The sequence below is a fragment of the Nostoc sp. genome, assembly GCF_036917515.1.
Classification (GTDB): Bacteria; Cyanobacteriota; Cyanobacteriia; order Cyanobacteriales; family Nostocaceae; genus Nostoc.
The window spans coordinates 1-26,084 of sequence record NZ_JBALDE010000027.1; the positions used below are offsets into that span (position 1 = coordinate 1).

Below are 26,084 nucleotides of genomic sequence, written 5' to 3' on the forward strand. Positions count from 1 at the left end.
ACCCGAAGAATATCGGGAGCCGTGTGCCATGAAAGTGGCACGCACGGTTCTAACAGAGAGGTGCGTGGGATAATACCCACCATCGACTCTAACTGCAAATATAAAGCCCAACTCCATCTGGCATCGGCAAGGATAGCTGCGATCGCACATTGACAGGGTGTAAACATCGCATCACATCGCTGGATTTAACGTCTTGCTGAGTAAGTGCGAGCAAGAACGCTGCGCTGATTGCACCGTGTACGGTTGTGTGTTCAGCTCGACTGCGTTGGATCAGTTGTTGGGTGAGTTCGGGAGATAGAACAACGTTGTGAATGTGGGGTCGGGGACGACGAGACAGGGTTGGTACATAGTCCGTGGGCTTAGCGATCGCTTCTAGAGACGGTACAATGCCAGGAAGCGCTGATTCGAGCGATAATGCCGCACAAAGGTCTGACCGCTCAAATATTTTACCTCCTAACCCTTGGAGAATATCTCGCATCAGATAAACGCCCGATAGCCCATCTGCGATCGCATGATGGCAAATAACCATCAGTTCGGATTCAGCCCCCGATTGCAGCAGCACAACTCGCAGTAAGGGTGCAACCTGCCAATCCAATGAGCGAGCCAGTTCGACTTCGAGTTCTGCTTGCCAGTGCCGATCATCCGTTCTCACAACCAGCCGCAGCGGAATCTCGTCGTTGGATTCGACAAATTTAGGCTGTCCAATCGCGTCAGTGGCGATGCGGACTCGGAGCAGTGGATGGTGTTGCTGAACTTGCCTAAGCACCGTTGAAAGTTGCTCAGAACTAAACTGTCCCTGAAGTTTCGCAACGGTGGCAAAATCTATCGGATAAAACTGGTTGTAGAGCCAATATAAATGTTCAAATGCGTCTAAATACCGTTCCATGAGGGACTCCTATTGCTATCCTCGATTTGTTGGACCAGAGACAGATAAATGTTGCGGACGAGGATTTGCCCTTCTCCTGGAGTGGGTATGGGTTCCTGCATCCATTCAAAATTCGATTCTGCAATCAAACCTACAGGACGCAAGACAAGACACGCCACTGCCGATTCACCTTTGTTGCCATTTAAAATTCCTCTTGCGTTTCCGTGCAAACCTGATAAGTAATAATGTTGTTAGTCACGTCCTGCGACAATAATCTTTTCGGCTAAACCGACAGGGTTAGAAAACATCACCTCATGACCACCAGGCATTTGCACGAACCGAAATAGCCCCAAGCGGTTAGACATTCTCGGATGCCAGCCCCACTCACCTTGAGGGAGAACGTTGTCTTCTGTACAGTAGAGGTAACTTTTAGGAATGGACAGCGAGTAAAAGTGCTGCAAGTCTAACTTGTCAATAAACGGTTGATACGGTTCAGGCGATAATTGTGTGTAACTGGATTTAGCCAGTTCGAGGTCAGCATCGTTGAGAAACGCTTCTCGCCAAATCTCAAAAGGTAGCATCAGCGTATTATCATCCGATTCTCTCGCTAGCTTGTCGAATAACACTTGAGAATCGGGTGGGATGTTATCTGTGAGGCTCTCCCCATCATTCAGGATAAAGGCATTTAAGAAGATGAGCCGTCGAATGCGTTGCCTTTGACCGGCGAAGCCATCGCTAATTGCCTCGGCAACTTTCGCAATAATTGTTCCGCCGAAGCTATGTCCTAATAGGACGATATCCGTTAAGTCTTTGCTAACAATATAATCAATGATCGATTGCGTACATTGAGCGTGGTTAACATTTTTATTCACGTCTTTCCCATGTCCGGCGATCGTGGGAGCAAACGCCCGATGTCCTTTTGTTTCTAGATGGTCAATGACTGCTTGCCAAGCAGAACCATCATGCCACGAGCCATGAACTAAGACAAAAGTTGACATAGAATCACTACTTACTGTTAGATATGATCTAAAAATCAAGCCCGTTTGTTCTCTCTTGAAATGGATCAGTTCACTGTGAATCCATTATCAACAATCAAAAATTAACTCACTGTATATCCGCCATCGATCGCTAAGGGTTGTCCCGTAATGTAGCTGGCAGCATCAGAGCAGAGAAACACAACCGCTTGAGCGACTTCTTCTGCCTTGCCAATGCGCCCCATTGGAACCAACGAATCTACAATATCCGCCGAGATACCCAATTGTTTAAACGCGCGATCAAGCAGTTCAGTCGCAATGCTTCCAGGATTCACCGCATTAATCCGAATGCCCCGTTTACCATAGTCAAGTGCTGCCGATCGCGTTAGTCCCATAACGGCATGTTTGCTCGCATCGTAAAGAGAGTTTTTTGGAAACGCAACTAACCCTCCGGTCGAGGAGGTATTGACAATCACCCCAGATCCTTGAGACAGCATTTGCTCAATCTCATATTTCATGCATAAAAATAGTCCCCGGACATTGATCGCCATCAGTTTGTCGAAATCCTCGATCGATTGTTCGTGCAGGGGTTTTCCAGGTGATTCAATGCCTGCATTATTGAAGGCACAATCGAGTCGTCCATAGGTTGCGACTGTCTTTTGCACTAACGCTTTGATATCTGCTTCATTCGAGGCATCTGAATGGACATATAGGCATTCAGCACCCGTTTCGCGAATCAATTTGGTGGTCTTCTCTCCTTCTGCGTCGCGTCTACCTGAGAACACTACTTTTACTCCAGCAACACCGAAGGCGATCGCAGTTGCTCGACCAATTCCCGATGTTCCTCCAGTAACTAAAGCCACTTTATTCTGAAGTATCATTGTGTTTCTCTCAGCATCACTCTTGTTGTATTGATCTAAAGTGTACCGAGTTCCAATGCTTAACTTCTTTCAAATTCTTACGATGCCTGATCAAATTCTTATCGTGTTAGCTGGCTGGCGCTACCAACCGCTCACTAATTCTTGAATTTTAGATTGTGCTTCGTCTAGCCCCCGTTTGCGTGCCTCGTCTCCCATATCTAGACCATTGGCATGAATGAACTGAATGTCAGTCACACCCATGAATTGAAAAGGATAACGGAGCGCAGGTTCCTGACAATCCCATCCTTCATAAGGAGAACCAGCCTCAAACTCAACGCCTCGTGACGTAATGAACAACACTTTCTTACCGTTCGCAAGTCCTTTGACTTGACCATTTTCATCTGTAAATGTGCGACCCACACGAACCACTTGATCGATGTAGGCTTTGAAATTGGACGGAATGCTGAAGTTGTACATTGGCACACTGAAAACACATCGATCAGCCGCCAGAAACTCATCCACTAACTCATCAGAAAACTTCAGCAATTCAGCCATTTCTGAAGTCAGTGCTTCTGGCGCAGTAAAATAAGCCGCAATCCAATCTTCGGTGACGTGAGGAACTGGCGTTTGTCTTAAATCACGATAGGTAATCACATCATCAGGATGTTGGTCTTGCCACGCAGCAATAAACTCCTTGGCTAATTTGCGAGATTTGGAGCGATCGCCACGCGGACTTGAATCAACATGCAGAATGCTTGCCATAGTGCCTCAACCAGAACTTTCAATTGCCATCTAGACAGTAAGCCAGTTACTTACTAAAGTAAAGTAGGAACGAAAAAGTATCACCTTTAGAAGTTGTTTCGCATTCTGCCTCGCGTCTGCCGGAGAACATTACTTTGGCTCCAGCAGCACCTGAACGTCGCAGTTGCTCGACCAATTCCCGCTGTGCCTCCAGTGACTAACGCCACCTTATCCTGAAGTATCATTCTGTTTCTCCTAAAATCAAGCCCGGTTGTTCTCTCTTGAAATGGAATCAGTTCACTGTGAGTCCATTATCAACAATCAAAAATTAACTCACTGTATATCCGCCATCGATCGCGAAAGACTGACCTGTGATGTAGCTGGCAGCATCAGAACATAAGAACACAACCGCTTGAGCAATTTCTTCAGGTTGACCCATATGCCCCATAGGGACGCTCGACGATGCCATCGACTCAAACTGCTCTAAAGTCACACCCATCTCTTGGAGGCTCTTAGGAGTAACTATTTCTGTGCGAGTATAGCCAGGATTGACGGCATTAATCCGAATCCCTTGCCTGGCATAATCAAGTGCAGCAGAACGAGTGAGACCCATCACAGCATGTTTGCTCGCAGTATAAGGACCAGATCCAGGTACCCCGATCAATCCCGCTACTGAAGAGTTGTTGATGATGACCCCTGCTCCTTGAGTCAGCATCTGTTGAATTTCATATTTCATGCATAAAAACACACCCCGCAGGTTAGTCGCCATCATGCTGTCAAAGTCTTCAACAGACTGCTCGTGTAGTGGCTTTGGAGGTCTACCAAACCCAGCGTTATTGAAGGCAAAATCTAGCCTTCCGTAACTTGCAACTGTTTTCTCTATCAGCGCCTTAACCTCTGTTTCACTCGATACATCCGATCGCACAAACAAACACTCCGCTCCTATTTCACGAATCATCGCAGAAGTTGTTTCGCGTTCTGCATCGCGTCTGCCGGAGAACACTACTTTTGCTCCAGCAGCACCGAAAGCAATCGCAGTTGCTCGACCAATTCCTGTCGTTCCTCCAGTGACTAAAGCCACTTTATCTTGAAGTATCATTGTGTTTCTCTCAGCATCACTCTCGTCGTATTGATCTGAAGTGTACCGAGATCCAATGCTTAACTTCTTTCAAATTCTTACGATGCTTTATCAAATTCTTATCGGGTTAGCGAACCTGCTTTGGAGTCATTCCAGTCAAGCGCTTAAACTGTTGTGTCAAATGACTTTGGCAAGAATTACCGACTTGTAAGGCAATGTCCGTGATCGCTAAGTCCGTTTTTGATAACATTAATTTTGCTTGTTCCAGGCGCTGTTGAATCACGTATTAATGCGGCGAAATTCCCATTGCTTGTTTGAATACACTCGCGAAGTAAGTGAGGCTGATATTGATGACGCTTGCCAATTCAGTCAACGATAGATCTCGACTCAAATGCGTTTGGATATAATTGATCGCTTGCTGCAACTGGGCGCGAGTATAAACTTCTGTTTTCTGTGTAATGATGTGTGCCGACTCAGCATAATATCGCAACAGATGAACGACTAACGACTAAGATAAGCGGCGGCAGAAAACCTTTGCATCACAACTAAGATCTCTCAATCGTTCGCTTCATCGACTTGTTAGCTGGCTGGCGCTACCAACCGCTTACTAATTCTTGAATTTTAGATTGTGCTTCGTCTAGCCCCCGTTTGCGTGCCTCGTCTCCCATATCTAGACCATTGGCATGAATGAACTGAATGTCAGTCACACCCATGAATTGAAAAGGATAACGGAGCGCAGGTTCCTGACAATCCCATCCTTCATAAGGAGAACCAGCCTCAAACTCAACGCCTCGTGACGTAATGAACAACACTTTCTTACCGTTCGCAAGTCCTTTGACTTGACCATTTTCATCTGTAAATGTGCGACCCACACGAACCACTTGATCGATGTAGGCTTTGAAATTGGACGGAATGCTGAAGTTGTACATTGGCACACTGAAAACACATCGATCAGCCGCCAGAAACTCATCCACTAACTCATCAGAAAACTTCAGCAATTCAGCCATTTCTGAAGTCAGTGCTTCTGGCGCAGTAAAATAAGCCGCAATCCAATCTTCGGTGACGTGAGGAACTGGCGTTTGTCTTAAATCACGATAGGTAATCACATCATTAGGATGTAAGTCTTGCCACGCAACTATAAACTCCTTGGCTAATTTGCGAGATTTGGAGCGATCGCCACGCGGACTTGAATCAACATGTAGAATGCTTGCCATAGTGCCTCAACCAGAAATTTCAATTGCCATCTAGACAGTAAGCCAGTTATTTACTAAAGTGCGCCAAAGGCGATCGCCGTTGCTTTGCTAATTCCTATTGTACCTCTAGTGACTAACGCCACTTTATCCTGAAGTATCATTGTGTTTCTCTGAGCATCACTCTTGTTGTATTGATTTGAAGTGTACCGAGTTCCAACACTTAACTTCTTTCAAATTCTTATGATGCTTTATCAGATTCTTATCGTGTTAGTGAACCTGCTTTGGAGTCATTCTTTGGCCAGGGAAAACGTATTTTATTTTCTAACAAAAATTGAAGAGGATTTCAAAATAACATAGACAATACTAAAAATTTGGAGAATAATAAACAAAACAAATCAATAATTTTTTTAATTTTAATTAACTTCTTTTAAGCTGATAATGACATTATTTTAACTCTATTGAGAATATATTTTACTTATTGACATAATGCGGCCACCCTGAATATGCCACAGTTCTATATCCACAATCTAAAAAATTGCTAATCTCTTCATAGGTCTTACCATCATCCATCAATAGTAAAATTAGTATCCTCTGTGTTAATTGTGAAGAATTGCTGGCTTTTAGCTCAGACAGTAAATTTTATCGTTGCGATCACGTTAGATGTCCAATAACCGGCATAGTCGAAAATGCACACTTTCTACAATATATACATATTAAATGTGGAATAGTTTATTACAACGATTTGTTAGATTCTTATGGGATTAACGAATCTGTTTTGGTGTCATTCTTTCGTCTTATCTGGTACAAACACAAATTTTCCACGTTCCGTGAACAGTGGAAAAGTGAATTTGAATCTGGAGGGGAGGGATCGAATAATTTGAGAACCTATAGGTCTGCCATCAGCCTTGCTTTTCTGAGCAAGAATGTCAGCACTGTCTCTTCACGGGCAATGATATCGACTCTTCCTTCCATCCCCGACTGAATTACACATTGGTGTTGTCTTCGTCCCAGTGATCGACGCTCTGGGGCGATCGTCACCTCATAGAAGGCAGGTGCAGTGCTGCTTTGTTCGGCATCTGGAGCGGCTGCATTGGCTGGAGGTTTAACAGTATCTTCCGAGATGCGGCTGACGTGACCGTTCAGGACACCATAATCCGGATAAGGGCAGGCAGAAACCCGCATCTGTACCCGTTGACCGAGTTTGAGTTTGCTTCGATCCTGCGGCGACACGGCTGCCTTTACTTCTAGCGGCGCATCACCCGGAACAATCTCGGCGATACTCTCGCCCACTCGCACGGTCTGACCTGGATTGCGTAAATGGAGATTGGCGACAATCCCGGCTGCGGTAGCGGTGATCGTGGTTTGGCGGAGATCCAGCTCGATTTGTTGGAGTTCGTGGTTGGTTTGCTGTAGCTGTTTGTCGATTTCAATCCGCTGCTGCACCAGGGCTTCTCGCTCTTTGGCTAATGCCGCGAGGTTTGCCTGACCGCTGGCTTGCTCCTGGGCGATACGCTCAACCGCCATTGCCACTTCCGCATGGCTGGGATTGAGCGCTGCTTCTGTGTGCTGCCGTTTGGCTTTAGCCGCTGCGACTGCCTGTTCTTGTTGCTGTACTGCCAACTCTACTTCCTCTAGCTGATCGCGGGAGAGCGCACCCGCTTCAGCCGCCTTTTGATAGCGGCGCTGCTTCGTCTGGGCGGCTTGTAGGGTGGCGATCGCCTGCTTCACCGTTGCTTCTGCCTCCTCCAAATCCGCCGCTGTTGTCACCTGTCTTTCTTGATAGTCCCGATCGCGCTGGCTCCGCTCTGCTTTGGCCGCTGCTACAGCCCGAGCAACCCGATTGGTTTCTGCTGCGATCTGACGATTGAGGGTACTAATTTGAGCATTAATTTGCACGAGCTGGAGTTGGGCTTGCTGACGAGTGCTTTGCAGCTCACTCTTTTTCGTTTGCAGGCGAGCATCATCGATCGTGGCGATCGCCTCTCCCCGTTCTACGAGTTGATTCTCTTTGACTAAAACTTGCATCACTGCACCTTCGGTAGCAGCTTGTACCAACCGCAATTCCCCTGCCGGGCGAATCGTGGCTTGCGCTTTGACAGTCATTTTGTAATGCGTAACCGCACTCAGCGTCATGCCAATCCCCATGATGCCGACGATCACCAATCCTCCAATCTGTGTCCAACGGCTGATGGGCGGCAGGAATTCATTGTCTCGAATCGGCGGTAGAAAGTGAATCTGTTGAGTCATCAGGATTCTCGCTGGAATAAAAGGACTGGAACGAATTAATCAATGCATCGTTGCAATATCTGTTGTAATATTCTTGTGATGTCCATTACGATACTCATCAGCTGACGGCATCACGAACTGTTTTGTATCCCATACGTTATCATCCAGGAAGTCTAAGTGAGAACCTGCCTGCTGCCGCAGATCGGCGGGCGTTCCTTGAATTTTCAACCTGCCCAGTTCGAGCATGACCACCCAATCGGCACACTGAACTACTTTCGGACGGTGGCTGATCAAAATCGTGGTTTTACCCTGGCGGTGATGAAGCAGGCGATCAAGTAATTGTGCTTCACTGACTGGATCGAGCGCCCCGGTCGATTCATCTAAGATCAAAATCGGCGGGTCACTCACCAGGGCACGGGCGATCGCTAATCGCTGCCGCTGTCCACCGGAAAGATTCGCCCCAAATTCACCTAGCACTGTCTGATATTTATCGGGTAAGCTGCTGATAAATTCATCGGCTCCCGCAAGCTGACAGGCGTGAACAATTTCTGCAAACGAGATATGGGGATAGCTAAAGTGAAAGTTGTCGAGAATTGATCGGCTCCAGAAATGCGGTTCCTGGGGAACGAGAACAACCTGCTGGCGCAGACAGTCCAGTGATATATCTTGCTGGTTGAAAATACCATAGCGGATATTACCCGATTGCAGCGAATATAAACCTGCCAGCAATTTGACGAGCGTACTTTTGCCACAGCCCGACTGACCCACCAGGGCGATCGTCTGTCCACCAGCAAAGGTCAGGGAGAAGTCTTGCAGCAGATCGACTCGTCCAGCGTGGTGGAAATTGAGGTTTGTGCAGGTAATATCTGCTGTATCGGGTATATTTGCCCAGGGCTTTTTCTCGTCGTGGGCATCTTCGGGCGTAGCGTCGATCACTTCTGTCAGGCGCTGAATCACGACTTGGGCTTTGAGGAATTCGTCGATCAGTTTGATTGCTGAACTGAGAAAGCCCAGCAAATGCTCGCTCATGCCGCTAAACGCCAGCAGTTGACCCACCGACAGCGTTTGCCCAATCACTAGATAGCTGCCCAGCCAGAGGACAGCGATACTCGTCAGGGTAGACAGCATATTCGTGATCGTGCTGCTATACAGTTCCAGCTTCATCATGCCCCAGTCCAAATTTGCAAGGCGACCATAGTTGCTCTGATATTCTTGCCAGGCTTGAGCGGTCGCATGGGTGGTTTTGAGGACTTGCACCCCGCGAAAGGTTTCGACCAGAAAGCCCTGATTTTCTGTACCGGAGACGATTAGATTGCGCGTTTTTTGGCGCAAGGCAGGCACAAACAGCAGATTGACTAAAGCAGTCAGGGCAAAGGCAGCCAGAGAGGCCAGCGTGAGTTGCCAGCTATAGGACAGCATGAAGCCTAGAGAGATCAAAGCAATGAAAAACTGACTGGGCAAGCCCAGGACAACTTCAGACACCAGCACATTGATCGCATCAATATCGTCAATCCGGCTGACCACCTCGCCGCTGCGCCGTCCCTCAAAGTAGCTCAAGGGCAAATGCAACAACTGCCGTCCATATTCCAGAACCAGCCCAAGCTGCAAACGTTGCCCAAAGTGACCAATCAAATGAGCCTGCACCAGCCCGATCGCACTGCTAAACAGGTTCATGGCAATTACCCCGATCGCCACAGTTGTCAGCAATTGCAGATCGCCCCGCACCAGCACATCATCGGTGAGGAGCTGCATCATCAGCGGCGAAGCGAGGGAGAGCAGACCGATCGCCACATTCAGCCCAGTCGCTTGAGCCAACAGCCAGCGATAAGGGAGTACCCGCCCAATGAATCGTCCTAATCCACTGATCGTATCTTCTGGTTGCTGATAAAAGCGATTGTCGTCGGGTAACAGCAATAGCATAATGCCGTTACTCCAGCCTTCTACAAGTTCACGACGGCTGAGATTCCGGATTCCCACACCCGGATCGGCAATGATATACTGCTTGCCCTTTCGCCCATGCAGCACAACCCAGTGATAGCCTTTCCAGTGGATAATTGCAGGCAGAGGGGCTTGATCCAGGCGATCGAGGAAAGCATCGCTGGCTTTCACCTGCCGCACGTTAAAACCTAATGCTTCTGCGCCCCGACTGAGTCCCAGCAGCGAGGTGCCGCGCGATCCTGTGCCGACAGCTTCACGGATGCGGCTGATGGCGAGGGTGCGTCCGTGAGTCTTGGCAACGGTGGCGAGACAGGCAGCTCCGCAATCTTCTTCGCTATGTTGCAACACGCTAGGATATTTCATAGCTGAGTTCTCAACAAGGTGACGCAAATAGTTGTTTAAACATCATTCAATTTTAGATTTTGGATTAACCTCTCCTTATAAAGAAGAGGCTTAAATATTGATTTTTTTTGTTTTATTCTCTGTGATCAGAGAGGCTTGAAACCAAATATTTTAGATTTCAGATTTTCATTTAATCTAAAATCTAAAATCGCCTCGGCTAAGGAATTTTTGAGGTGATCTTCAACCCCAAAAATTCCTTAAATTTAATTTTGAATTGCGTGATATCCCGCAATTCAAAATTGGCAAACTAGTAGGCTAGAGAGTGGGTTTAGCCGATGCTTCTCAGCGAAGAAATCTGGTTGTCGAAGCTCCCCAGGCGGCTAGCTGTTTGTCCAGGACGTAAGCTAAAGCGGCGTCCTGAGTTGTTGAAACCAGTGTAGAATACCCAGGTTTTCTGAGTGTTGTTGCGGATCGAGGAGATGACATTATTCAATCCCACAGAGCGTAGATTGCGTGTAGCCTGCACATCTCTTCGTGACCCTCGGAAATTAGAACCTGTATAAACCAGAATACCACCTTGAACCGCAGCAGCAGATTCCTGGTTGATATCTTGAACGGTGTTGATCGCGTACAGATTGTTCGTAGTCATGATGTTTCTCCTTGTAATTGAAGGTAATTGAAGCATGTGTCGCAAAAAACTAAAACCGTTATGGAAATGGTTGAAATGGACACATTATGATTCTGAAGTAAACAGTGGCTCACAAAATCTTTGCGACATAACCACTTGATTTACTAACTAAAGTGTACTGAGTCCTAACAGTCGATTTCTTTCATATTCTTATGATGTTTTATCAAATTCTTATAGTCAGGAATTACGCAAACTTCACAAACAATGGCACGATGTAGCTGCGCCACACACCAAATAAATAACTAGGCAATAAACATGGGAACAGCCGGACGTTTTAGTTGCTGAACGTGGAGGATTTGATAACAATCCATGCTTAATTTGATAGATGTTTGACCAGTTGTATAAGCTAAATCTTTGAGCCTAAGCCAGACTCAAATAGTACGAGGCATTGATGATTTCTTTGAATACGAGCCTTACGGCATTAACAGGATTCAATACCAGTCAATTGCTTTAATTCCCGATGAACAAGACTCAACAATACAATCGTTCGCGCTAGCGTGCCGGAGGCACACCCTACACACTTGTTGTACAACTACGTTGAATCTTGAGATAAATCGTTCGTAGCGATAAAATCCGTTCTGTCGGTGGAGATTATCATGACTAATCTGCTCGCTTCTGCTCTGCCAAAAAGGTGAAGAGTATAATTAATCTGACTACTTAATAAATACTTAATTTTTAAGTTTAGTAAATCGCATAAATTACAGAATTTATTTTATACGTCCTCAACTAATTTTCTCATGATTTGAAGAATACTTAACACAGCCAATTACTGTTACTAATTTCCGCAATCTGGGTACGTCAATTATACATAGTATTTATGTACTATAAAATAGCGATCGCTCTGTGCCAGTTGCGTAAGTCTTGATAGTGTTAGCGAACTTGCTTCGGAGTCATTCCAGTCAACCGCTTAAACTGCCACGTTAAATGGCTTTGGCTGGAGAAGCCGACTTGTAAAGCAATGTCTGCAATTGCTAAGTCCGTTTTCGACAGCATCAATTTCGCCCGTTCGACTCGCTGTTGAATCACATACTGGTGGGGTGGGATCTTTGTAGCTTGTTTGAACAAACTGGCAAAGTAGGTTGGGCTAATGTTGATGACCTCTGCAATCTCAGCCAGTGACAAATCTCGATCAAGGTGAGTATTGATATAGTCGAGTACTTGTTGCAATTGGGTACGTGTTAAGCCTCTGTTCTTAAATTCAATTGTTGGGATTGTAATTGTTATCATGGTTCAAAAGATGGCAATTTTGTTCAACAAAACAGGCAAAAGCTAGCCATCAAAATTAGATAGCTTATTAGCATTAACAAATAAGTCAGATATAAATTGGAAATAAGGGGGAGCTTAGTAACTTGCAGCCATTATTGCTGCCATCAGCTCTGTCATTTTCCAGTGCCCGGTATACCGAATGTTATTGATAAATAGGGCTGGGGCAGTCGTTACTCCACTGTGTATTCCGCCTTCGATATCTTCATTGATGCGAGCGACATGCACTTGTTTAGACAACTCTTTCAAAAACTGAGGAATATCAAGCCCTAAATCGTTGGCGTACTCGACAAGATAACCGTTCTCCAACTTTTGTTGATGGGCAAATAAAGTGTCATGCATTGACCAAAACTGTCCCTGGGCTTGGGCGGCTTGGGCGGCTTGGGCAGCCCGCTGAGCATGGGGATGAATCTGTGTTTGCGGAAAATGGCGGAAGATGAAGCATAAATAATCCTCTCCAAAAGAAGCACTAAGCTCTCGTTTGATAACTTTAATCATCTTGTAAACGCCTGCACTTTTAGAGCATTGATAGTCTCCATACATCACCAGCACTACCTTGGCACTCAGCACACCTTGAATACAATCTTGAATTGAAGGTGGTACAAGTAAGGAACTGTGGCTACGGTCGTCGCTCATCTTTCTACATCTATATCAGGATGAAACCTTGCAATTAACTTGCTCAATCAATTGACTGCATGACTATTTACATAAATTTAATATATGCTACTCCCTTCAATTCGTCGTCTATAACGAGTTAAAATTTTTACAGTATAAATTGATAGAGCAACCATTCCATCGTCAAGTGGAAGCTTGGCTCTAACTCAAGTTAGAATCCGAATTCAATCGAAAGTACACCCTATAAACTGACAATGCCGCGTTTAACGGCAACAATCACAGCTTGGGTGCGATCGTTCACATCTAACTTATTCAAAATCCGATTCACATGAGATTTAACAGTGCCTTCACCGATACTCAAAGCAGCCGCAATATCGGCATTACTCATCCCCTGCGCCATTGAACGGAGTACCGCCAGTTCTCTTTCACTCAGTTCTGGATTGCTCATCCGCTGTACTAATTTTGCTCCCACATCAGGCGGAATATACTGCTGACCCCGATGAATGGTGCGAATGGCATTCAGAAGCTCGTCAGGTTCAGTTTCTTTTAACAGGTATCCTTTTGCTCCTGCCTGCAATCCCCGATAAATATCTTCGTCACTATCATACGTTGTCAGTACAATAATCCGAGCAGATTTAGCGGTAGCACGAATTGCAGCGATGGCGGCAACTCCTTCAACTTCAGGCATTCGTAGATCCATTAGCGTTACATCCGGTTGGTGTTCCCGAAATAAAGCGATCGCCTGTTCCCCATTTTCGGCTTGAGCAATCACCCTCATATCTGGGTCACGGTTAATAATCGTGGCTAATCCTTGCCGAAAAATGGCATGATCGTCTGCAATCAGAACCCGAATTGTCGTGGCTTGGCTCATCTCGTGTTACTCACTCCCGACTGACGGTGACAATAATCTCTGTTCCTCGCCCAGGTTGACTTCCAATCGTCAGTTGTGCGCCGATGCGCTCTACCCGTTCGCTCATGCCTAATAAGCCAAAACCATTAGAGGATGGAACACTCCCAACTCCAAAGCCCTGCCCATTGTCTTTCACGCGCAAGCAAAACTGATCGCGATCGTATACTAACTCCACTCGAATTTCGTCAGCATTGGCGTGTCTAATCGCATTGGTTAATGCTTCTTGCCCAATTCGCAGTAGGTTATTCTCTACTTCAGTGGGTAGAGAATACACTGCACCCTCGATCTCATAATATAAAGTGGTATCAGTTGCGGCAGCTCTGGTTTGAGTCACCAGACGATGTAAAGCGCTCTGTAAACTGCCCTCCTCCAAAAGCTGAGGACGGAGCGCTACCACCGATCGCCGCGCTTCAGTTAGTCCAGTTCGTGCCAATTCTTTGATCAGGTCTAGATGTGCCCCAGTTGCTTCTAAATCATCCGTTAGCACCTGGTTTGCAGCTCCTACCTGAGCCAGAATACCTGTAAACGCTTGGGCTAATGTATCGTGAATTTCGCGTGCCATGCGGTTGCGTTCTTCCAAAATTGAGGCGGCTTCTGCTTGCTTAAGAGCCGTAATATCTCGCGACAGCCAAATCACCTGCTCGTGGCGGAACGGCGCAATGCGAGTCGAAAACCAGGTTTCTCGTCCATTCAGAAACATACTGTACTCGACTGTAAGAATTTGTTGGGTTCTCAGCACCTGCTGAATATACTCAACAAATTCATCGGCTTGTTGCTTTCCGATTTCATGCATGGTTTTACCAATCATCTCCTCAATGGGTTGATATAGCAGATGCGGCTCTACTGCAATCGCTTCGAGGATTCGCCCTTGGGCAGTCAGTACAAATAATAAATCGGGAATTGCTTGAATTAAAGTCCGTAGCTCTGTCTCTGAGGCTTGTAGAGCGGCTTCTGCTTGTTTGCGATCGCTAATATCAGTAAGTAGACTATAGTATCCTTTGACTTGACCATCGGCATCAAAGTGGGGAATGTAGGTTGCACTGATATGATGGTTGCTCCCTGCGGGAATTTCTGCCTCGTAAGTGATTCTCTGCCCTCCCAGTGCTTGCTTGATGTACGGCTCAGTAATCGGATAAGCCGCCTCACTCTGGATCTCACGCACAGATTTGCCTACAATCTCATCTCGACTCCGGTTGAACCAGACCTCATAGGCATGATTTACAAACCGATAGCGTTGATCTGCATCCACATAGCTGATATAGACAGGCAGAGCGTCGGTGATCAGCCGTAACTCTTGTTCTCGTAAGCGAAGCTCGTCGTAGACATCGCGTAGTGCGGCTTCTGCCAGTTTGCGATCGCTGATGTCCCGCTGTACCCCAAAGTGTCCGATGATTCTGCCTTGACTGTTATACAGGCAGGTATAATTTCCCTCGACCCACATTGCAGTCCCATCCAATCTACGTTCATTCGTTTCGATATGTAGCTTCCCGGCATCAAAAAAACGTCGCCACACCTCTTTACCATAGGCCAGATCGTGGGCATAGAGGTCGTTTGGGGTGACATCAATAAATTGCTCGCGACTAGCCCCATACTGAGCCAGCATGGCATCGTTGATTTTCGTAATCTGCTGATGTTGAAAGACGTAATCCAAAATTTTATCCTTGTCAACGCTGCTGTCCCATTGCACTGGTCGATCAAGCATCATAATGAAAAAGCCGTCAAGGGATTGGGAGAAAGACACATCCAAAAGTTGTTCACTTTCACGCAGCGCCTCTTCTGCTTGCTTGCGATCGCTAATATCCGCAATCACACCTTCCATGCATCCATCGGCTGTATTCTGACGAGAGGAGTAAAGTCCCCAAAACAGCGTGCTATCGCGTTTTCGCAACTGCACTTCCAAGTTTTGCAGTTCACCATGCTGCTTCAGCAATTCAATCGCTTGCTGGCGATCGCTAGGATTTATATAACAGTCTACAGTGTGTTTAATCCCAATAACCTCATCGGGTGAATCAAAGCCAAACAGATTAGCGAAGCGTTGATTGGCATCAAGAATTAATCCATCCGAGAGGCGCGTGCGGAAGATACCAACTTGTGAGTTTTCAAAGATATTGCGGAACTTGGCTTCACTGCGCTGTAAGGCTGACTCTGTTTGTTTGCGCTGGGTGATGTCATTGCCAACCGATAAAATTTCAACTAAATCTCCCTGTTCATTCAGAATCGCTTGATTTGACCAGGCAACCCAAACTCGTCTCCCGTCTCGGCACAGGTTTTCATTCTCCATTTGCAGGTAAGATGTAGGGTCGAGACGATTGTGATAGACATTGTGGATGAATTGTTTGAGATTGCGTCCAGAGGTTTCGATTTCTGGAACGATGGTTTCGAGTAAGGTGCGCCCTAAAATCTGATGTTCTTCGTAGCCAAAAAATCTCAGCCCATAATTGTTCAGGTACTGAATCCGTCCTTGTGCATCACAGCGAAGAATGATTGAGTTTGCAGTTTGCACCAGGTTGCGATAGTTGGCTTCACTTTTCTGTAATGCTGCTGTTCGTTGGGCGACCTGTTGCTCTAAAGTCCGATTATAGTCAGCTAGTAATTTCTCGGCTTGTTTGCGCTCGGTAATATCTTGAAAGGCGACGATCGCATAGATGACATTGCCTTGTTCGTCAAAGATAGGAGTTCCCCACGCCTCGACTGGAATTGTGGCATTGTTTCGGCGAATTTCTATATCGTCACTCCAACTGCGTTCGCCTTTAAACGCCCGAACTGCTGGCAGTCTTTCTGTGGGATAGAGTTGCTCCTCTCCTGCTACATAAAACTGATAAGCCTCTGCAATTTGCTCCGGTGCTACGGAAGGATCGATTTCTTTACCCGTTAACTGATTACCCCGTTGGTTGGCATAGTAAGGACGACCCGCCGCATCCACGATCGCAATTCCCACCGGAACCGCTTCGAGAAATTGAGCGATCTTGCTTTCCTTAGCACACAGCTTGGCGTAAAGTTTGGCATTCTCGATCGCAATGGCTGCTTGAGTTGATAATAGCTGCAAAATTTGCGATCGCTCTGGTGTAAACGCCCCAACTGCTAATTTATTTTCTAAATACAACACGCCGACTAGCTTGGCTTGATTCAGCAGCGGCAGACAGAAAATCGATTTAGTTTTGTTGTGTTGAATGTATGGCTCATTGATAAAAGCACCTTCACGAGTCGCATCATTTAAAGTGACAGATTTCTGAGTCCGAATCACATATTGAATGATTGATTCAGGCAATTGATTTGCAGTTGGAATGGATAGCAGCACTTGTGTATTGCAAACATTTTCACCATCATTAACGCAAGCAGCTTCAATTAACCATTCTCCTGAGTTTTCCAGAATTAGATATCCTGTTTGTGCACCAGCATTCTCGATTAAAATCTGCATTAGCGATCGCAGCAATTGCTCCAGTTCAATTTCACGAGAAATCGCTTGTGAGGCTTTCATCACTGCCGCCAAATCAAAAGCGGTATTAGAAGTAGTAATTGACGTAGAAGCTACTCTAGACGACTGAGAAAAGAACTGCGGATAGCGAGTTTCTAAGTCTTTAACTTTAGCTTTTGCACCCCAGCGATCGTAGCAGTAGTGGGCTTCTTTCATGTAGGTTTGGGCAATTTTTTCTCGACCTCGCGCCAGATAATGTTTTGCTGCTAATTCATAAGCTAATGCTTCTTCTTGGATAAATTCATTCTCAGCAGCACCCGCGATCGCTTGCTCATAAAACTCTTCAGCCTCAAAAAATTGCCCTAAGACTCGCGCTTTCTCTGCCTCGACTAGATGAAATTTATGGAGATGATTCATTGGGGCGTGATCTGCCCATTTTTGCATCTTTTCTTGGTTGGTGTTAACACAACTGAGCCAAGCTTCTTTTTGGGAGTTTGAAGTCACAGTCCATAGGCTTAAAAGCACCAGAGAATCGTAGAAGTGGAATAAAGGTGCAGCCATGATTGCTGTTACTTCTTTTGAATACTGCCTTGCTAAAACAGCAGTTTGTGCAGCTTGATGATACTCCCCAAATAGATAGCACATTATAGCTTTGTTTAAATTAAAGTAGTGAATTTCAAATCTGTCTTTAACTGCAATAGCGTATGATAGCGCTTGCTCTTCATCATAAACACTACCCATTAAACGGCTGGGATTTTCAGACTTACCTAACAGATTAATGATTGTCTGCCACAACATTGCAGTCCAATTAGAGGGATTTTTCCGTCTGATTTGTCTGATTGCTTTGCTGTAGGCTGCCGTTTTTTGTTCCAGTTGGGTGAGTTCCTCACCAGCAAAAAATGAGTAATAACATACATTACATGCAGCATAGCCAGCGAATTCAAAGTCTCCGGTTTCCACTCCGTTTTGATAAGCATCAACCACCATTGGTATTGTTTTTCTAAAATGTACCTTCGACTGCATGACGTGGGCGCTCGATACCATTAATGCGCTAGCATTCCCTTTTTTGGTATTCAATCGTTCTGCCAATCCCAGAGCCAATTTGCCAAATTTATAACCAAGTTCAATGTCTTGAACAGGTCCGCATAGAACAAGTCCGTACATAGCATAACCCAGGGGTGAGCAGGTAGCATTGCCGTAGTTGAGCGATAAATTTACCATTTTGCACGTAATCAGTATCATCAGTGCTGGTGACACTATAAATGCAGCAGACACAATATTTCCTAGGATATAAATTGCTGCCAACGGTTCTGGTGCGGTCATTTTCGGCAGATTGATTAAGTCTTCGATTTCTCGTCCAGCTAATCGTGCAGATGTTTCTTCCAATTCTCTTTGAACATCTAACTGACTTGGAGTTTCTATTAAAGTTACTCCTAAAAGTTGCAATACTTCTAATCCAGTTTTAAGCGCTTCTTTCGGGTTGCCCTGGGACAAATATCTTTGAATTCTGCTATCGTAAACCTGCACTTTGTCGATCGCTGTCTTAGCGCGATTGAGTACCACTTCTACGAATTGTTCCATTTCACCAAAGCGACCCTGAAGATACGCCGCCTCTGCTGCTTCTGAGTACAGCGCTAAGGTGAGGTCATACTCGCTCTGCCAACTCTCTGAATTGAGGAGTTTAAGCCCTGTATTGAAATACTGAAGCGCTGCTTCATAAGCCGTTGCTGATTTGGCTTTCTGACCTGCGATTAAATTCAATCTGGCAATTTCAGTTCGTTCGGGTTGAGCGTCGATCCGATCAATTCCCTGATTGAGATGATCGACGATTTCAAATAGTCTGTCTGATAATTGCTCTGGTGAAGTTTTTTCGAGTAAATTGCGACCGATTTGGAGATGAACAACTTGTTTGTGTGACTCATCAATTAAGGCATAAGCAGCTTGCTGAACGCGATCGTGCAAAAACTTATACTCTTGAACCAATAAGTCCTCGTCCAATTCAGACAGGGGCTGGATTAATCCAGCTTGTATGGCTGCAAGTAAATCCTGGAAAATCGCTTTCGGTGATTTTCCCAAAACGATCACTAACGTCTCTAAATCAAATTCAGCCCCGACACAAGCGGCTAGACAGAGAATTTGCCGTGTTGCGTCCGGCAATTTCTGCAACTGACGCAACAGCAACTCTACCACATTATCAGTGATATCTTGAGCTTCAATCTCAGCCAAGTTCCATTGCCAGCTCAACTGTTGTGCATCAAAGGTTAACAGATTTTCGCCATACAGCATTTTCAAAAATTCACCGACAAAGAAAGGGTTGCCCTCGGTTTTACATGACACAACTTGGGCTAGGGGACGAACGGTATCAGGATTGTGATGTAATGTCTCAGCTATCAGTTGGCTTAACGGTTCCAGTGTTAAGGGAGTGAGAATGATTTCCTGAACTACTGCTCCCCCTTTTCGCAGTTTCTCTAGCGTCAAAACCAATGGATGCGTTGGAGTCACTTCATTATCTCGGTAGGCTCCGATCAAAAACAAATATTGGGTTTGCTCATCGAGTAATATAAGTTCTATTAACTTCAACGTCGCAGAATCGATCCACTGTAAATCGTCTAAGAAGATGACCAGGGGATGCTCTTTTGCACAAAACGCCCGCATAAACCTTTGAAAAGTGAGATTGAAGCGATTCTGTGCTTCAGTTGCTCCAACTTCTGGTACGGGCGGCTGCTTGCCAATGATTAACTCAACTTCGGGGATGACATCAATGATAATTTGTCCGTTGCTTCCCAAAGCGGTGAGCAGGCGATTGCGCCACTGTTGCAACTGCTCGTCAGGTTCACCCAGTAGTTGCTGCACCAACTTTTGCAGAGCATGGGCGATCGCGCTGTAGGGAATATTGCGTCGAAATTGGTCAAACTTACCAGAAATAAAATAGCCGTGCTTTGCCGTGATCGGTTTATAAAGTTCCTGCACCAATGCCGTTTTGCCGACGCCAGCATAACCAGAAACGAGCATCATCGGCAACGGATGGGAAGATGTAACGGATGCGGGATCTGTACGTCTCGTCGTCAAGCCATCAGCTTTATCCGTGACAAAATCCGTTGCAACTGTGTCAAACGCCGCCAATAATGCTTCAATCTCCGCTTTTCGTCCATACAATTTTTGAGGAATGCAAAACTGTTCAGAAACATCTTGCAGTCCCAACGACATGGCGTTAATTTGACCTATTTCTGCCAGTTGCCCGGCGCAGTGTTCTAGATCCGCTTTGATGCCCCAGGCACTCTGATAGCGATCCTCCGCATTTTTCGCCATCAGTTTCACGATGATATCTGAAACTGCTTTGGGAATTGTTGCATTCATTTCATGAGGCGGAACAGGCGATTTGGCAATATGGCAATAAACTAGCTCCAAAATGTCGGTTGTCGGGAACGGTAGCTGTCCGGTGAGCAGTTCATAGAACGTCACACCGAGCGAGTAAAAATCGGTGCGGTAATCGAGCAAACGATTCATCCGCCCCGTTTGCTCAGGAGAAATGTAGGCAAGTGTACCTTCTAACACATGAGGACTTTTGAAGGTTGGATTTGTGCGGTTAAACTGGGTGGCAATGCCGAAATCAATGATTTTAACTACGCCCGTATCTAGATTGAAGACGATGTTGCCAGGGTTGATATCTTTGTGGATGATATTAGCATTATGAATTCTGCCCAGAATCTCTGTAATGTCAATCGCAAGACATAGAAACGTGGACAAGGGCATGGGGCAGAAGTCTGGGTGCTTTTGCCTCCATAATTCTAGGGACTCTCCTCCAAAATCTTCTAAGAGAATAACCAAAGTGCGTTGATAGTTTTGCTGGCTGTATGCCTTGACAACTCCTGAAAGATTCAGGGAGCGGGTAATTTCATACTCCTGTCTGTAGCAGGTTAATTCTTGAGGAGAGGGGTAATCTTGCTTAAGCAGTTTGATGGCGATCGCTTGGCGATCTTGCTCTCTGATGCCTCGATACACCAGAGATGCCGAACTTTCATAGATTTTGCTGTGGATGGCAACTCCAGGTAAGGTAATCATACAACTCTCTGCCGATGAGTGTCATCAGTTGTATCGTAAAGTATATCGTTTATATCATTTGCCAAATTTCAAAAAATAAAACAATTGGGCAAATTTACCTGGTATTGGCTCCCCTAAACAGGTGACTCTCTAGGGACAAAGCAGCTGATTTATTAGCTTTACTTATGTTGCAATATCAACCCCAGTCATTTATTACTAGTAACGGGCAAAATTGATGCTGTCGAAAACAGATTTGCCCGCAGACATTGGCTTACAAGTGGGTTTCTCCAGTCAAAGCCATCTGACGCAACAGTTGAAACGCCTCACCGGGATGACACCAAAACAAGTTCGCTAACAAACATCATAAGAATCTGAAAGAAGCTGAGCATTGGAACTCAGTACACTCCAAACAGATAGGGCAAGGAGAATCCAGTGCAGCTAGCACCAGATATAGAGCAACAGACGACACAAACTTTTGCAGCTCATTTGGCACTTGTGGGTAAGGATGTTCAAGCTTGGGTAAATTTATTTGCCGAAAATGCAGTGGTTGAATTTCCATATGCTACCACTACACCAGGACGTAAGATAGGCAAACAAGCCATTTATAACTACATGAAAGACGTAACAGCACAGATGCAAGATTTGGTATTTACAAATATTCGTGCTTACCCAACGTCAAACCCGAATATTAGACCTCTTGCAAAAGTCCTAGATGCGTAGGACAAGTAAGTTAAAATTGGGTAGCATCTATGACCTACGAACAAGTAAAAAGCCTAAAGCCAGAAGACTTCAAACGTTTGTGTGGCGTACGCCCAGATACTTTTAACGAGATGGTAGAGGTAGTGCGATGTCTACGACGGGCTGCGCCTACGCACAGCCAGCCAAAACAAAAAACAGGAAGACCAGGCAAATTCAGCTTGGAAGACCAATTGTTGATGACATTAGAATACTGGAGCGGAGCCGGAGACGCTCCGCCTCTGGAGAATACCGTACCTACTTTCATATAGGTCAATCTTGGGGAGTAAATGAGTCTACAGCTTACCGAATAATCCGAAAAATAGAAGATACGCTGATTAAATCTAGGGTGTTCACACTTCCAGGTAAGATAAAACTCGTGACTTCTAATCATCAGTTCGAAGGGGAGCAACGCGATTTTCTGAAGTCGGGCAAAAACGAGTGACGATGCTCCACTCCAGAGGACGCGATCGCGAAAACATAGCTTTCAGTAAAATGTATAAAATATTTAAGCACTGCTGGGATTAAGGAAAGAATCGAAAATAGAGTTACAAAAATTGTCCTAACTGCCGGTTATTAATTGACATCGCAGATGTAACATAATCTCTGCGTTATCTTGAAGCCAAAATTTACTGTTCCCTTTCATGCGTAAGTTAACAGCTTGACGAATTAAACTCTCAACTGCACCGCTACTCAGGGGTAGCTGATGCGCTGCGACTAATTGATAGTTTAATAGTCGCCTGCGGTAAGCTATGAGAATATAATTACACTCTCGCACCAAAATTTTACAACGCTCTCCTGTTGCTGTTGAAATAAATTCATCCATGTTTTTCATCAAATCGAGAGCTTGACTTTTCTTTAAAGATTTCCGAGCTTTTTTAAACCACGATTGACGTTCCCTATCTGTGGTAAAAGCCGCATCTGCAAAATTTTGTAAATATGAAGCAGCATGATAAAAATCTAATAGCTTATAAGTAGCAGGTGGGCATTTTATTTTCTCTAATCAAGACGGAAAAAGTTTTGTAACTTCTTCTTTAAAGTTTGACAGTGATTTGCTTAAATCTAAGCTTGAATGTATTTTTTTGTTCATGAAGTGACGGCAAACTCCCTGTTTTGATATAAAATCTCAAAACCTTTACTCAAAGGGAATCTTACACTTTTTTGTCGGCATCAGATAACTTAACAATCATAACAATAGATTTATCTCAGTATTACTGAGGCATTTAGCTATCTAACCAGTATCTATTTTCCTAATTTACTGAACTCTCAGTTTAGCGATCGCTTCCTGCGGAGTCGAGCATTGTCACTCGTTTTTGTTCGACTTCAGAAAATCGCGTTGCTCCCTCAGCAACTGACCTTGAATCAAGTTGCAAAACGGCTAAATCTTAGTCGAGAAACAATCCGTAAAACTGAATGTCTGGCTCTGAAAATTTTGCGCTCTCATCAAAACAAGATTAAAGACTATCTTCTTAATTAAAATTAACTCAGGGTTGTCGCACTCCTGTTTTATTTATATGAACCGAACTCGCTATTCCAAAGACTGGAAACAAATCGCCACTGCTGTTAAAGATGCTTTCAATTGGCGCTGTTCTCGTTGCTCCCGCTTCTACTTGCGCCCTGGCGAGAAACCATCAGAGCAAACTTTATCTCAACGTCGGGTTTATAACCTTCAAGTTCATCATTATAACTTCGACCCATCCGATAATCGAAGAGAAAACTTGGGCTGCCTTTGCAGTGGTTGTCATCTTTACTATCACCGATTCGGGCGAGGCAATATTTCACCTGGGCAATTGTCACTGTTTCAATCAAATGGTGCATGAATATATTGATGTCCAGAAACTATCCTTATAAATAGAACACCGATTACAGAGCCGATGCCCAGCAAAATTATTGAAGTCCGAGAGTACACCGTCAGAGCGCACAAGCGGGAAATTCACACTCGCGTTTTCAACTTCGTATGTAAGCAGTGTGAACAACCCACCCAAAGAGAAACTTTTGGTGTGCGACCGCTCTATTGTGAAAAATGTCGTCCACCTCAACCTCCCAAGCAATCAAAAGTAATCCCTATAGACAAGAAAAAACCCAGAGCTATGAACTACAAAAGTGGGAAAGACATAGCGGGATGATCACCTGTATGTTTAACTGAACTATCAGAGCGATCGCTACTTGCTTTCTGTACTCCAAGGGATTACCATATCGAGCTTTCCAATCTAATTGTTCGGGTAGCCGAGATTTTCCAGCAGTAGAGTAACGCCTTTTTCGTTTAATCCCTCTTTTGTCACTCTCGGAAAACAATAATCAAAGCAAGATTCTGAAACTTTGATTTGGTCGAGCTTTGAGCCTTTATTTTCTAACAGTAACTAAAGTTTGGAGCCAAAAACCGAAAACTAAAGCTCCGAAAGGATTTCAGCGATTGGATTCTCCCAAAGTAACAAAAGAGGGATAACTGCTTTTGATCAGGCTATTGTTCATCACTTGCAGTGTTAATTGAGCAATATTGCGCTGGACTTATTGAATTTATTTTTTGCGGTTAGTTACAGTTTCTAAGTCTTGTTGCTTTAAGAGTGCTTGTTGGCTATCTAGTCGCTTTAACTGTGCTTGCAAATCTTTAGTTGAGTTCAAATTCTCTAGATATTGCCTTTGAGCATCTGCTTCTTTCACGTCTAGTTGCTTGAGTTGTGATTCGGCTTCATTAATTTGGGTGACAGTATTTAAGTAGTCTAGCTGTGCTTGTAATACTGTATACCAGAAATTGCTCCTTCCTGCAAAAGTTGCTGGCGGTTGTTTAATCTCTGTTTAAAAGTTGGTAGCAGTTCCCATAGTGCTTTGAGGCGTTGTTTTTGGTTGACGCGATCACTAAATAATTGTAGTTTATGATACATTTTTTCGGATAAACGGAGCGATCGCAAAACTTTTAGGTTTACTGACTGTTACTCACAGCTACTCCTTATAGTGGGATTGAAGAATCTTTTCTCTCACTTTTAGGTTTGCTGAAGCCGGAGTTTGAGCATTTCAATCTTAATAGCTTAACTGACAAACAACGTGACCACTTAGCCAGTCATTTCGTTCAGTGCAGACGGGCAGATGTCAAGCTTTGGCTAGGGAATGAAACTCCTTTTCCTGAACGAGAGTCAAGCGAGGAGTCATACAAGTTATCGAAAGAGTACAAAGAACTATTTGATGAAGTCTATGATTTTGCCTGTGGTCTAGATGACTACTGCTAAGATGAGTCACGCTCAACGTCAGGGAAAATACTGGTCGGCTTTGGCTTTGATTCGATTGTGTCATGTCTTCACCTGCAACTGCGATCGCATCTCTTGTTCTTTAATTAAGAAAAAGCAGGGATGGTTACTTTCCCAACCACCGGATTTTCTCAAGTCAACTTTAGGGGATAAGTCGTGTTTACTCTCTTTTACCACCCCAGCACCGGAGGGTGTGGAATACGTAGAACGATATCACCCTTTAGTGAAAGGTTTAGCACGGTACATTTTAGAAGATGCACTTTCCTACACTACAGAACCGATCGCAGCACGATGCGGCTTTACTACAACTAATGCGGTACAAAAGCGCACAACTTTGCTACTGATAAGGTTACGGCATTTGTTAGACAGTTCTAAACATACTATAGAAACGCGAAATACCACATCTCTACTAGCAAAAGAATGCGCGGTTATTGGCTTCACAGGTTCGCCCTCTAGCCCTAGCTGGTTGACGCAGTTGGAAAAGGCTGGTGGTCGTGCAACTGCGCTGCTGCCAGCTATTAATTTTTTATTTTTAATTCTCCAGATATGAAAACGGGAGCATCCCAATTTGGCAAGAAAATGAAAAAAAGGGAAAACTATTCGCGATAATGACTTGCGAATAAAGGAGGGCTATACGGATGCGGTCTGTTAAACACACAAATCGGTGACACACCTTACATTCCCGAAACATTAAATGAGGCTAAAGGAGGCTGGAAGGGGTTGAAGTTGAAGCTACGGCAGAGCTACTGAATTTACTTAATTATTTGATTCTAAAAGCTTACCAAGGGCTTCAATTGACTGTCGCCAGCCGCTTTCCATTCCACTTGCAACCATGCCGTCACGGTCTTGTTGGTTCATTGCAGTGGGCGTTGCATAAGTGCGGGATGAATCAGGTTAACACGGGTATTTTCCCGTACTTCAAGTAATGAAGTAATAATCGAATTGAATACTTCAGCAT

General features: G+C 44.9%; 27 protein-coding genes and 2 pseudogenes. 9 read left to right on the forward strand and 20 right to left on the reverse strand.

Features of this window, described 5'->3' with window-relative positions:
• Nucleotides 1-88: 88 nt before the first annotated feature.
• The 17 genes and pseudogenes from V7K89_RS03615 to V7K89_RS03690 form a co-directional block, all read right to left on the reverse strand.
• On the reverse strand, nt 89-886 hold the full coding sequence (locus tag V7K89_RS03615; RefSeq protein ID WP_335184418.1) for a condensation domain-containing protein: 798 nt from the start codon (nt 884-886) through the stop codon (nt 89-91).
• Nucleotides 871-1,044: a hypothetical protein gene (locus V7K89_RS03620; RefSeq protein WP_335184420.1), complete on the reverse strand. Its 174-nt coding sequence runs from the start codon at nt 1,042-1,044 to the stop codon at nt 871-873. The genes V7K89_RS03615 and V7K89_RS03620 overlap by 16 nt, the downstream gene beginning before the upstream one ends.
• A gap of 72 nt (nt 1,045-1,116) precedes the next feature.
• Complete coding sequence (locus tag V7K89_RS03625) at nt 1,117-1,863, reverse strand: alpha/beta fold hydrolase (RefSeq protein WP_335184422.1); 747 nt, start codon at nt 1,861-1,863, stop codon at nt 1,117-1,119.
• Nucleotides 1,864-1,964: 101 nt separating this feature from the next.
• Entirely contained in the window at nt 1,965-2,720 is a 756-nt protein-coding gene (locus V7K89_RS03630) for an SDR family oxidoreductase (RefSeq protein WP_335184424.1), read from the reverse strand.
• A gap of 120 nt (nt 2,721-2,840) precedes the next feature.
• Complete coding sequence (locus V7K89_RS03635; RefSeq protein ID WP_335184426.1) at nt 2,841-3,461, reverse strand: FMN-dependent NADH-azoreductase; 621 nt, start codon at nt 3,459-3,461, stop codon at nt 2,841-2,843.
• 307 nt (nt 3,462-3,768) lie between these two features.
• On the reverse strand, nt 3,769-4,539 hold the full coding sequence (locus V7K89_RS03640) for an SDR family oxidoreductase (RefSeq protein WP_335184428.1): 771 nt from the start codon (nt 4,537-4,539) through the stop codon (nt 3,769-3,771).
• A gap of 106 nt (nt 4,540-4,645) precedes the next feature.
• Nucleotides 4,646-4,768 (reverse strand): helix-turn-helix domain-containing protein, encoded by a 123-nt coding sequence (locus tag V7K89_RS03645; RefSeq protein ID WP_442941577.1) that lies wholly within the window; start codon nt 4,766-4,768, stop codon nt 4,646-4,648.
• A gap of 36 nt (nt 4,769-4,804) precedes the next feature.
• Complete coding sequence (locus tag V7K89_RS03650; protein ID WP_335184432.1) at nt 4,805-5,008, reverse strand: AraC family transcriptional regulator; 204 nt, start codon at nt 5,006-5,008, stop codon at nt 4,805-4,807.
• Between the two features lie 103 nt (nt 5,009-5,111).
• On the reverse strand, nt 5,112-5,732 hold the full coding sequence (locus V7K89_RS03655) for an FMN-dependent NADH-azoreductase (RefSeq protein WP_335184434.1): 621 nt from the start codon (nt 5,730-5,732) through the stop codon (nt 5,112-5,114).
• Nucleotides 5,733-6,596: 864 nt separating this feature from the next.
• Nucleotides 6,597-7,958 carry an HlyD family secretion protein gene (locus tag V7K89_RS03660; RefSeq protein WP_335184437.1) on the reverse strand — a complete coding sequence of 454 codons (1,362 nt, stop codon included), beginning with the start codon at nt 7,956-7,958 and terminating at the stop codon, nt 6,597-6,599.
• 39 nt (nt 7,959-7,997) lie between these two features.
• Nucleotides 7,998-10,238, reverse strand: a complete 2,241-nt coding sequence (locus tag V7K89_RS03665; RefSeq protein ID WP_335184439.1) for a peptidase domain-containing ABC transporter — start codon at nt 10,236-10,238, stop codon at nt 7,998-8,000.
• Nucleotides 10,239-10,545: 307 nt separating this feature from the next.
• On the reverse strand, nt 10,546-10,866 hold the full coding sequence (locus V7K89_RS03670; protein WP_335184441.1) for a beta/gamma crystallin-related protein: 321 nt from the start codon (nt 10,864-10,866) through the stop codon (nt 10,546-10,548).
• A gap of 281 nt (nt 10,867-11,147) precedes the next feature.
• Nucleotides 11,148-11,497: pseudogene (locus V7K89_RS35755) on the reverse strand (IS701 family transposase); the annotation flags it as partial.
• A 278-nt stretch (nt 11,498-11,775) separates the two neighbouring features.
• On the reverse strand, nt 11,776-12,132 hold the full coding sequence (locus tag V7K89_RS03675; protein ID WP_335184443.1) for an AraC family transcriptional regulator: 357 nt from the start codon (nt 12,130-12,132) through the stop codon (nt 11,776-11,778).
• Nucleotides 12,133-12,246: 114 nt separating this feature from the next.
• The gene (locus V7K89_RS03680; protein WP_335184445.1) at nt 12,247-12,804 is read right to left on the reverse strand and encodes a DsbA family protein; all 558 of its coding nucleotides are present in this window, start codon (nt 12,802-12,804) and stop codon (nt 12,247-12,249) included.
• 220 nt (nt 12,805-13,024) lie between these two features.
• Nucleotides 13,025-13,654: a response regulator transcription factor gene (locus tag V7K89_RS03685; protein WP_335184447.1), complete on the reverse strand. Its 630-nt coding sequence runs from the start codon at nt 13,652-13,654 to the stop codon at nt 13,025-13,027.
• A gap of 10 nt (nt 13,655-13,664) precedes the next feature.
• Nucleotides 13,665-21,170 (reverse strand): PAS domain S-box protein, encoded by a 7,506-nt coding sequence (locus V7K89_RS03690; protein ID WP_335184449.1) that lies wholly within the window; start codon nt 21,168-21,170, stop codon nt 13,665-13,667.
• 214 nt (nt 21,171-21,384) lie between these two features.
• Between V7K89_RS03690 and V7K89_RS03695 the strand changes: the two genes are divergently transcribed.
• The 4 genes from V7K89_RS03695 (at nt 21,385) to V7K89_RS35760 (ending at nt 22,329) form a co-directional block, all read left to right on the forward strand.
• The gene (locus V7K89_RS03695) at nt 21,385-21,504 is read left to right on the forward strand and encodes a helix-turn-helix domain-containing protein (RefSeq protein ID WP_335184451.1); all 120 of its coding nucleotides are present in this window, start codon (nt 21,385-21,387) and stop codon (nt 21,502-21,504) included.
• Nucleotides 21,505-21,581: 77 nt separating this feature from the next.
• A complete protein-coding gene (locus V7K89_RS03700) occupies nt 21,582-21,869 on the forward strand; it encodes a nuclear transport factor 2 family protein (protein ID WP_335184453.1) in 288 nt (95 codons plus the stop codon).
• Between the two features lie 29 nt (nt 21,870-21,898).
• The gene (locus V7K89_RS03705) at nt 21,899-22,156 is read left to right on the forward strand and encodes a hypothetical protein (protein WP_335184455.1); all 258 of its coding nucleotides are present in this window, start codon (nt 21,899-21,901) and stop codon (nt 22,154-22,156) included.
• Nucleotides 22,153-22,329, forward strand: a complete 177-nt coding sequence (locus V7K89_RS35760) for a hypothetical protein (protein ID WP_442941578.1) — start codon at nt 22,153-22,155, stop codon at nt 22,327-22,329. The genes V7K89_RS03705 and V7K89_RS35760 overlap by 4 nt, the downstream gene beginning before the upstream one ends.
• Nucleotides 22,330-22,446: 117 nt before the next feature.
• Here V7K89_RS35760 and V7K89_RS03710 read toward each other — a convergent pair.
• A pseudogene (locus V7K89_RS03710) lies at nt 22,447-22,887 on the reverse strand (ISLre2 family transposase); the annotation flags it as partial.
• 354 nt (nt 22,888-23,241) lie between these two features.
• Here V7K89_RS03710 and V7K89_RS03715 point away from each other — a divergent pair.
• Genes V7K89_RS03715 through V7K89_RS03725 form a run of 3 tightly spaced genes read left to right on the forward strand, consistent with a single transcriptional unit; the run spans nt 23,242 to nt 24,010 of the window.
• On the forward strand, nt 23,242-23,361 hold the full coding sequence (locus tag V7K89_RS03715; RefSeq protein ID WP_335184458.1) for a hypothetical protein: 120 nt from the start codon (nt 23,242-23,244) through the stop codon (nt 23,359-23,361).
• Between the two features lie 37 nt (nt 23,362-23,398).
• The gene (locus tag V7K89_RS03720) at nt 23,399-23,704 is read left to right on the forward strand and encodes an HNH endonuclease (protein ID WP_335184459.1); all 306 of its coding nucleotides are present in this window, start codon (nt 23,399-23,401) and stop codon (nt 23,702-23,704) included.
• A gap of 54 nt (nt 23,705-23,758) precedes the next feature.
• Complete coding sequence (locus V7K89_RS03725; RefSeq protein ID WP_335184461.1) at nt 23,759-24,010, forward strand: hypothetical protein; 252 nt, start codon at nt 23,759-23,761, stop codon at nt 24,008-24,010.
• Nucleotides 24,011-24,401: 391 nt separating this feature from the next.
• Here V7K89_RS03725 and V7K89_RS03730 read toward each other — a convergent pair whose 3' ends face one another.
• Both V7K89_RS03730 and V7K89_RS03735 read right to left on the reverse strand, forming a co-directional pair.
• Entirely contained in the window at nt 24,402-24,545 is a 144-nt protein-coding gene (locus V7K89_RS03730) for a hypothetical protein (RefSeq protein WP_335184463.1), read from the reverse strand.
• A 59-nt stretch (nt 24,546-24,604) separates the two neighbouring features.
• Complete coding sequence (locus V7K89_RS03735) at nt 24,605-24,766, reverse strand: hypothetical protein (protein ID WP_335184465.1); 162 nt, start codon at nt 24,764-24,766, stop codon at nt 24,605-24,607.
• A gap of 105 nt (nt 24,767-24,871) precedes the next feature.
• Between V7K89_RS03735 and V7K89_RS03740 the strand changes: the two genes are divergently transcribed.
• Both V7K89_RS03740 and V7K89_RS03745 read left to right on the forward strand, forming a co-directional pair.
• Nucleotides 24,872-25,108: a hypothetical protein gene (locus tag V7K89_RS03740; RefSeq protein ID WP_335184467.1), complete on the forward strand. Its 237-nt coding sequence runs from the start codon at nt 24,872-24,874 to the stop codon at nt 25,106-25,108.
• Entirely contained in the window at nt 25,095-25,676 is a 582-nt protein-coding gene (locus V7K89_RS03745; RefSeq protein ID WP_335184469.1) for a hypothetical protein, read from the forward strand. Before V7K89_RS03740 ends, V7K89_RS03745 begins: the two co-directional genes overlap by 14 nt.
• The last annotated feature ends 408 nt before the right edge of the window (nt 25,677-26,084 follow it).

What these genes read in the sequence shown, in the direction of transcription:
- V7K89_RS03640 (WP_335184428.1), bottom strand. Translation starts at nt 4,539, where the DNA reads ATGATACTTCAAGATAAAGTGGCTTTAGTCACTGGAGGAACGACAGGA.
- V7K89_RS03720 (WP_335184459.1), top strand. Translation starts at nt 23,399, where the DNA reads ATGAACCGAACTCGCTATTCCAAAGACTGGAAACAAATCGCCACTGCT.
- V7K89_RS03725 (WP_335184461.1), top strand. Translation starts at nt 23,759, where the DNA reads ATGCCCAGCAAAATTATTGAAGTCCGAGAGTACACCGTCAGAGCGCAC.
- V7K89_RS03665 (WP_335184439.1), bottom strand. Translation starts at nt 10,238, where the DNA reads ATGAAATATCCTAGCGTGTTGCAACATAGCGAAGAAGATTGCGGAGCT.
- V7K89_RS03655 (WP_335184434.1), bottom strand. Translation starts at nt 5,732, where the DNA reads ATGGCAAGCATTCTACATGTTGATTCAAGTCCGCGTGGCGATCGCTCC.
- V7K89_RS03635 (WP_335184426.1), bottom strand. Translation starts at nt 3,461, where the DNA reads ATGGCAAGCATTCTGCATGTTGATTCAAGTCCGCGTGGCGATCGCTCC.
- V7K89_RS03625 (WP_335184422.1), bottom strand. Translation starts at nt 1,863, where the DNA reads ATGTCAACTTTTGTCTTAGTTCATGGCTCGTGGCATGATGGTTCTGCT.
- V7K89_RS03705 (WP_335184455.1), top strand. Translation starts at nt 21,899, where the DNA reads ATGACCTACGAACAAGTAAAAAGCCTAAAGCCAGAAGACTTCAAACGT.
- V7K89_RS03690 (WP_335184449.1), bottom strand. Translation starts at nt 21,170, where the DNA reads ATGATTACCTTACCTGGAGTTGCCATCCACAGCAAAATCTATGAAAGT.
- V7K89_RS03660 (WP_335184437.1), bottom strand. Translation starts at nt 7,958, where the DNA reads ATGACTCAACAGATTCACTTTCTACCGCCGATTCGAGACAATGAATTC.
- V7K89_RS03645 (WP_442941577.1), bottom strand. Translation starts at nt 4,768, where the DNA reads ATGTTATCAAAAACGGACTTAGCGATCACGGACATTGCCTTACAAGTC.
- V7K89_RS03680 (WP_335184445.1), bottom strand. Translation starts at nt 12,804, where the DNA reads ATGAGCGACGACCGTAGCCACAGTTCCTTACTTGTACCACCTTCAATT.
- V7K89_RS03675 (WP_335184443.1), bottom strand. Translation starts at nt 12,132, where the DNA reads ATGATAACAATTACAATCCCAACAATTGAATTTAAGAACAGAGGCTTA.
- V7K89_RS03735 (WP_335184465.1), bottom strand. Translation starts at nt 24,766, where the DNA reads ATGTATCATAAACTACAATTATTTAGTGATCGCGTCAACCAAAAACAA.
- V7K89_RS03670 (WP_335184441.1), bottom strand. Translation starts at nt 10,866, where the DNA reads ATGACTACGAACAATCTGTACGCGATCAACACCGTTCAAGATATCAAC.
- V7K89_RS03630 (WP_335184424.1), bottom strand. Translation starts at nt 2,720, where the DNA reads ATGATACTTCAGAATAAAGTGGCTTTAGTTACTGGAGGAACATCGGGA.
- V7K89_RS03685 (WP_335184447.1), bottom strand. Translation starts at nt 13,654, where the DNA reads ATGAGCCAAGCCACGACAATTCGGGTTCTGATTGCAGACGATCATGCC.
- V7K89_RS03745 (WP_335184469.1), top strand. Translation starts at nt 25,095, where the DNA reads ATGACTACTGCTAAGATGAGTCACGCTCAACGTCAGGGAAAATACTGG.
- V7K89_RS03695 (WP_335184451.1), top strand. Translation starts at nt 21,385, where the DNA reads ATGCTGTCGAAAACAGATTTGCCCGCAGACATTGGCTTACAAGTGGGT.
- V7K89_RS03615 (WP_335184418.1), bottom strand. Translation starts at nt 886, where the DNA reads ATGGAACGGTATTTAGACGCATTTGAACATTTATATTGGCTCTACAAC.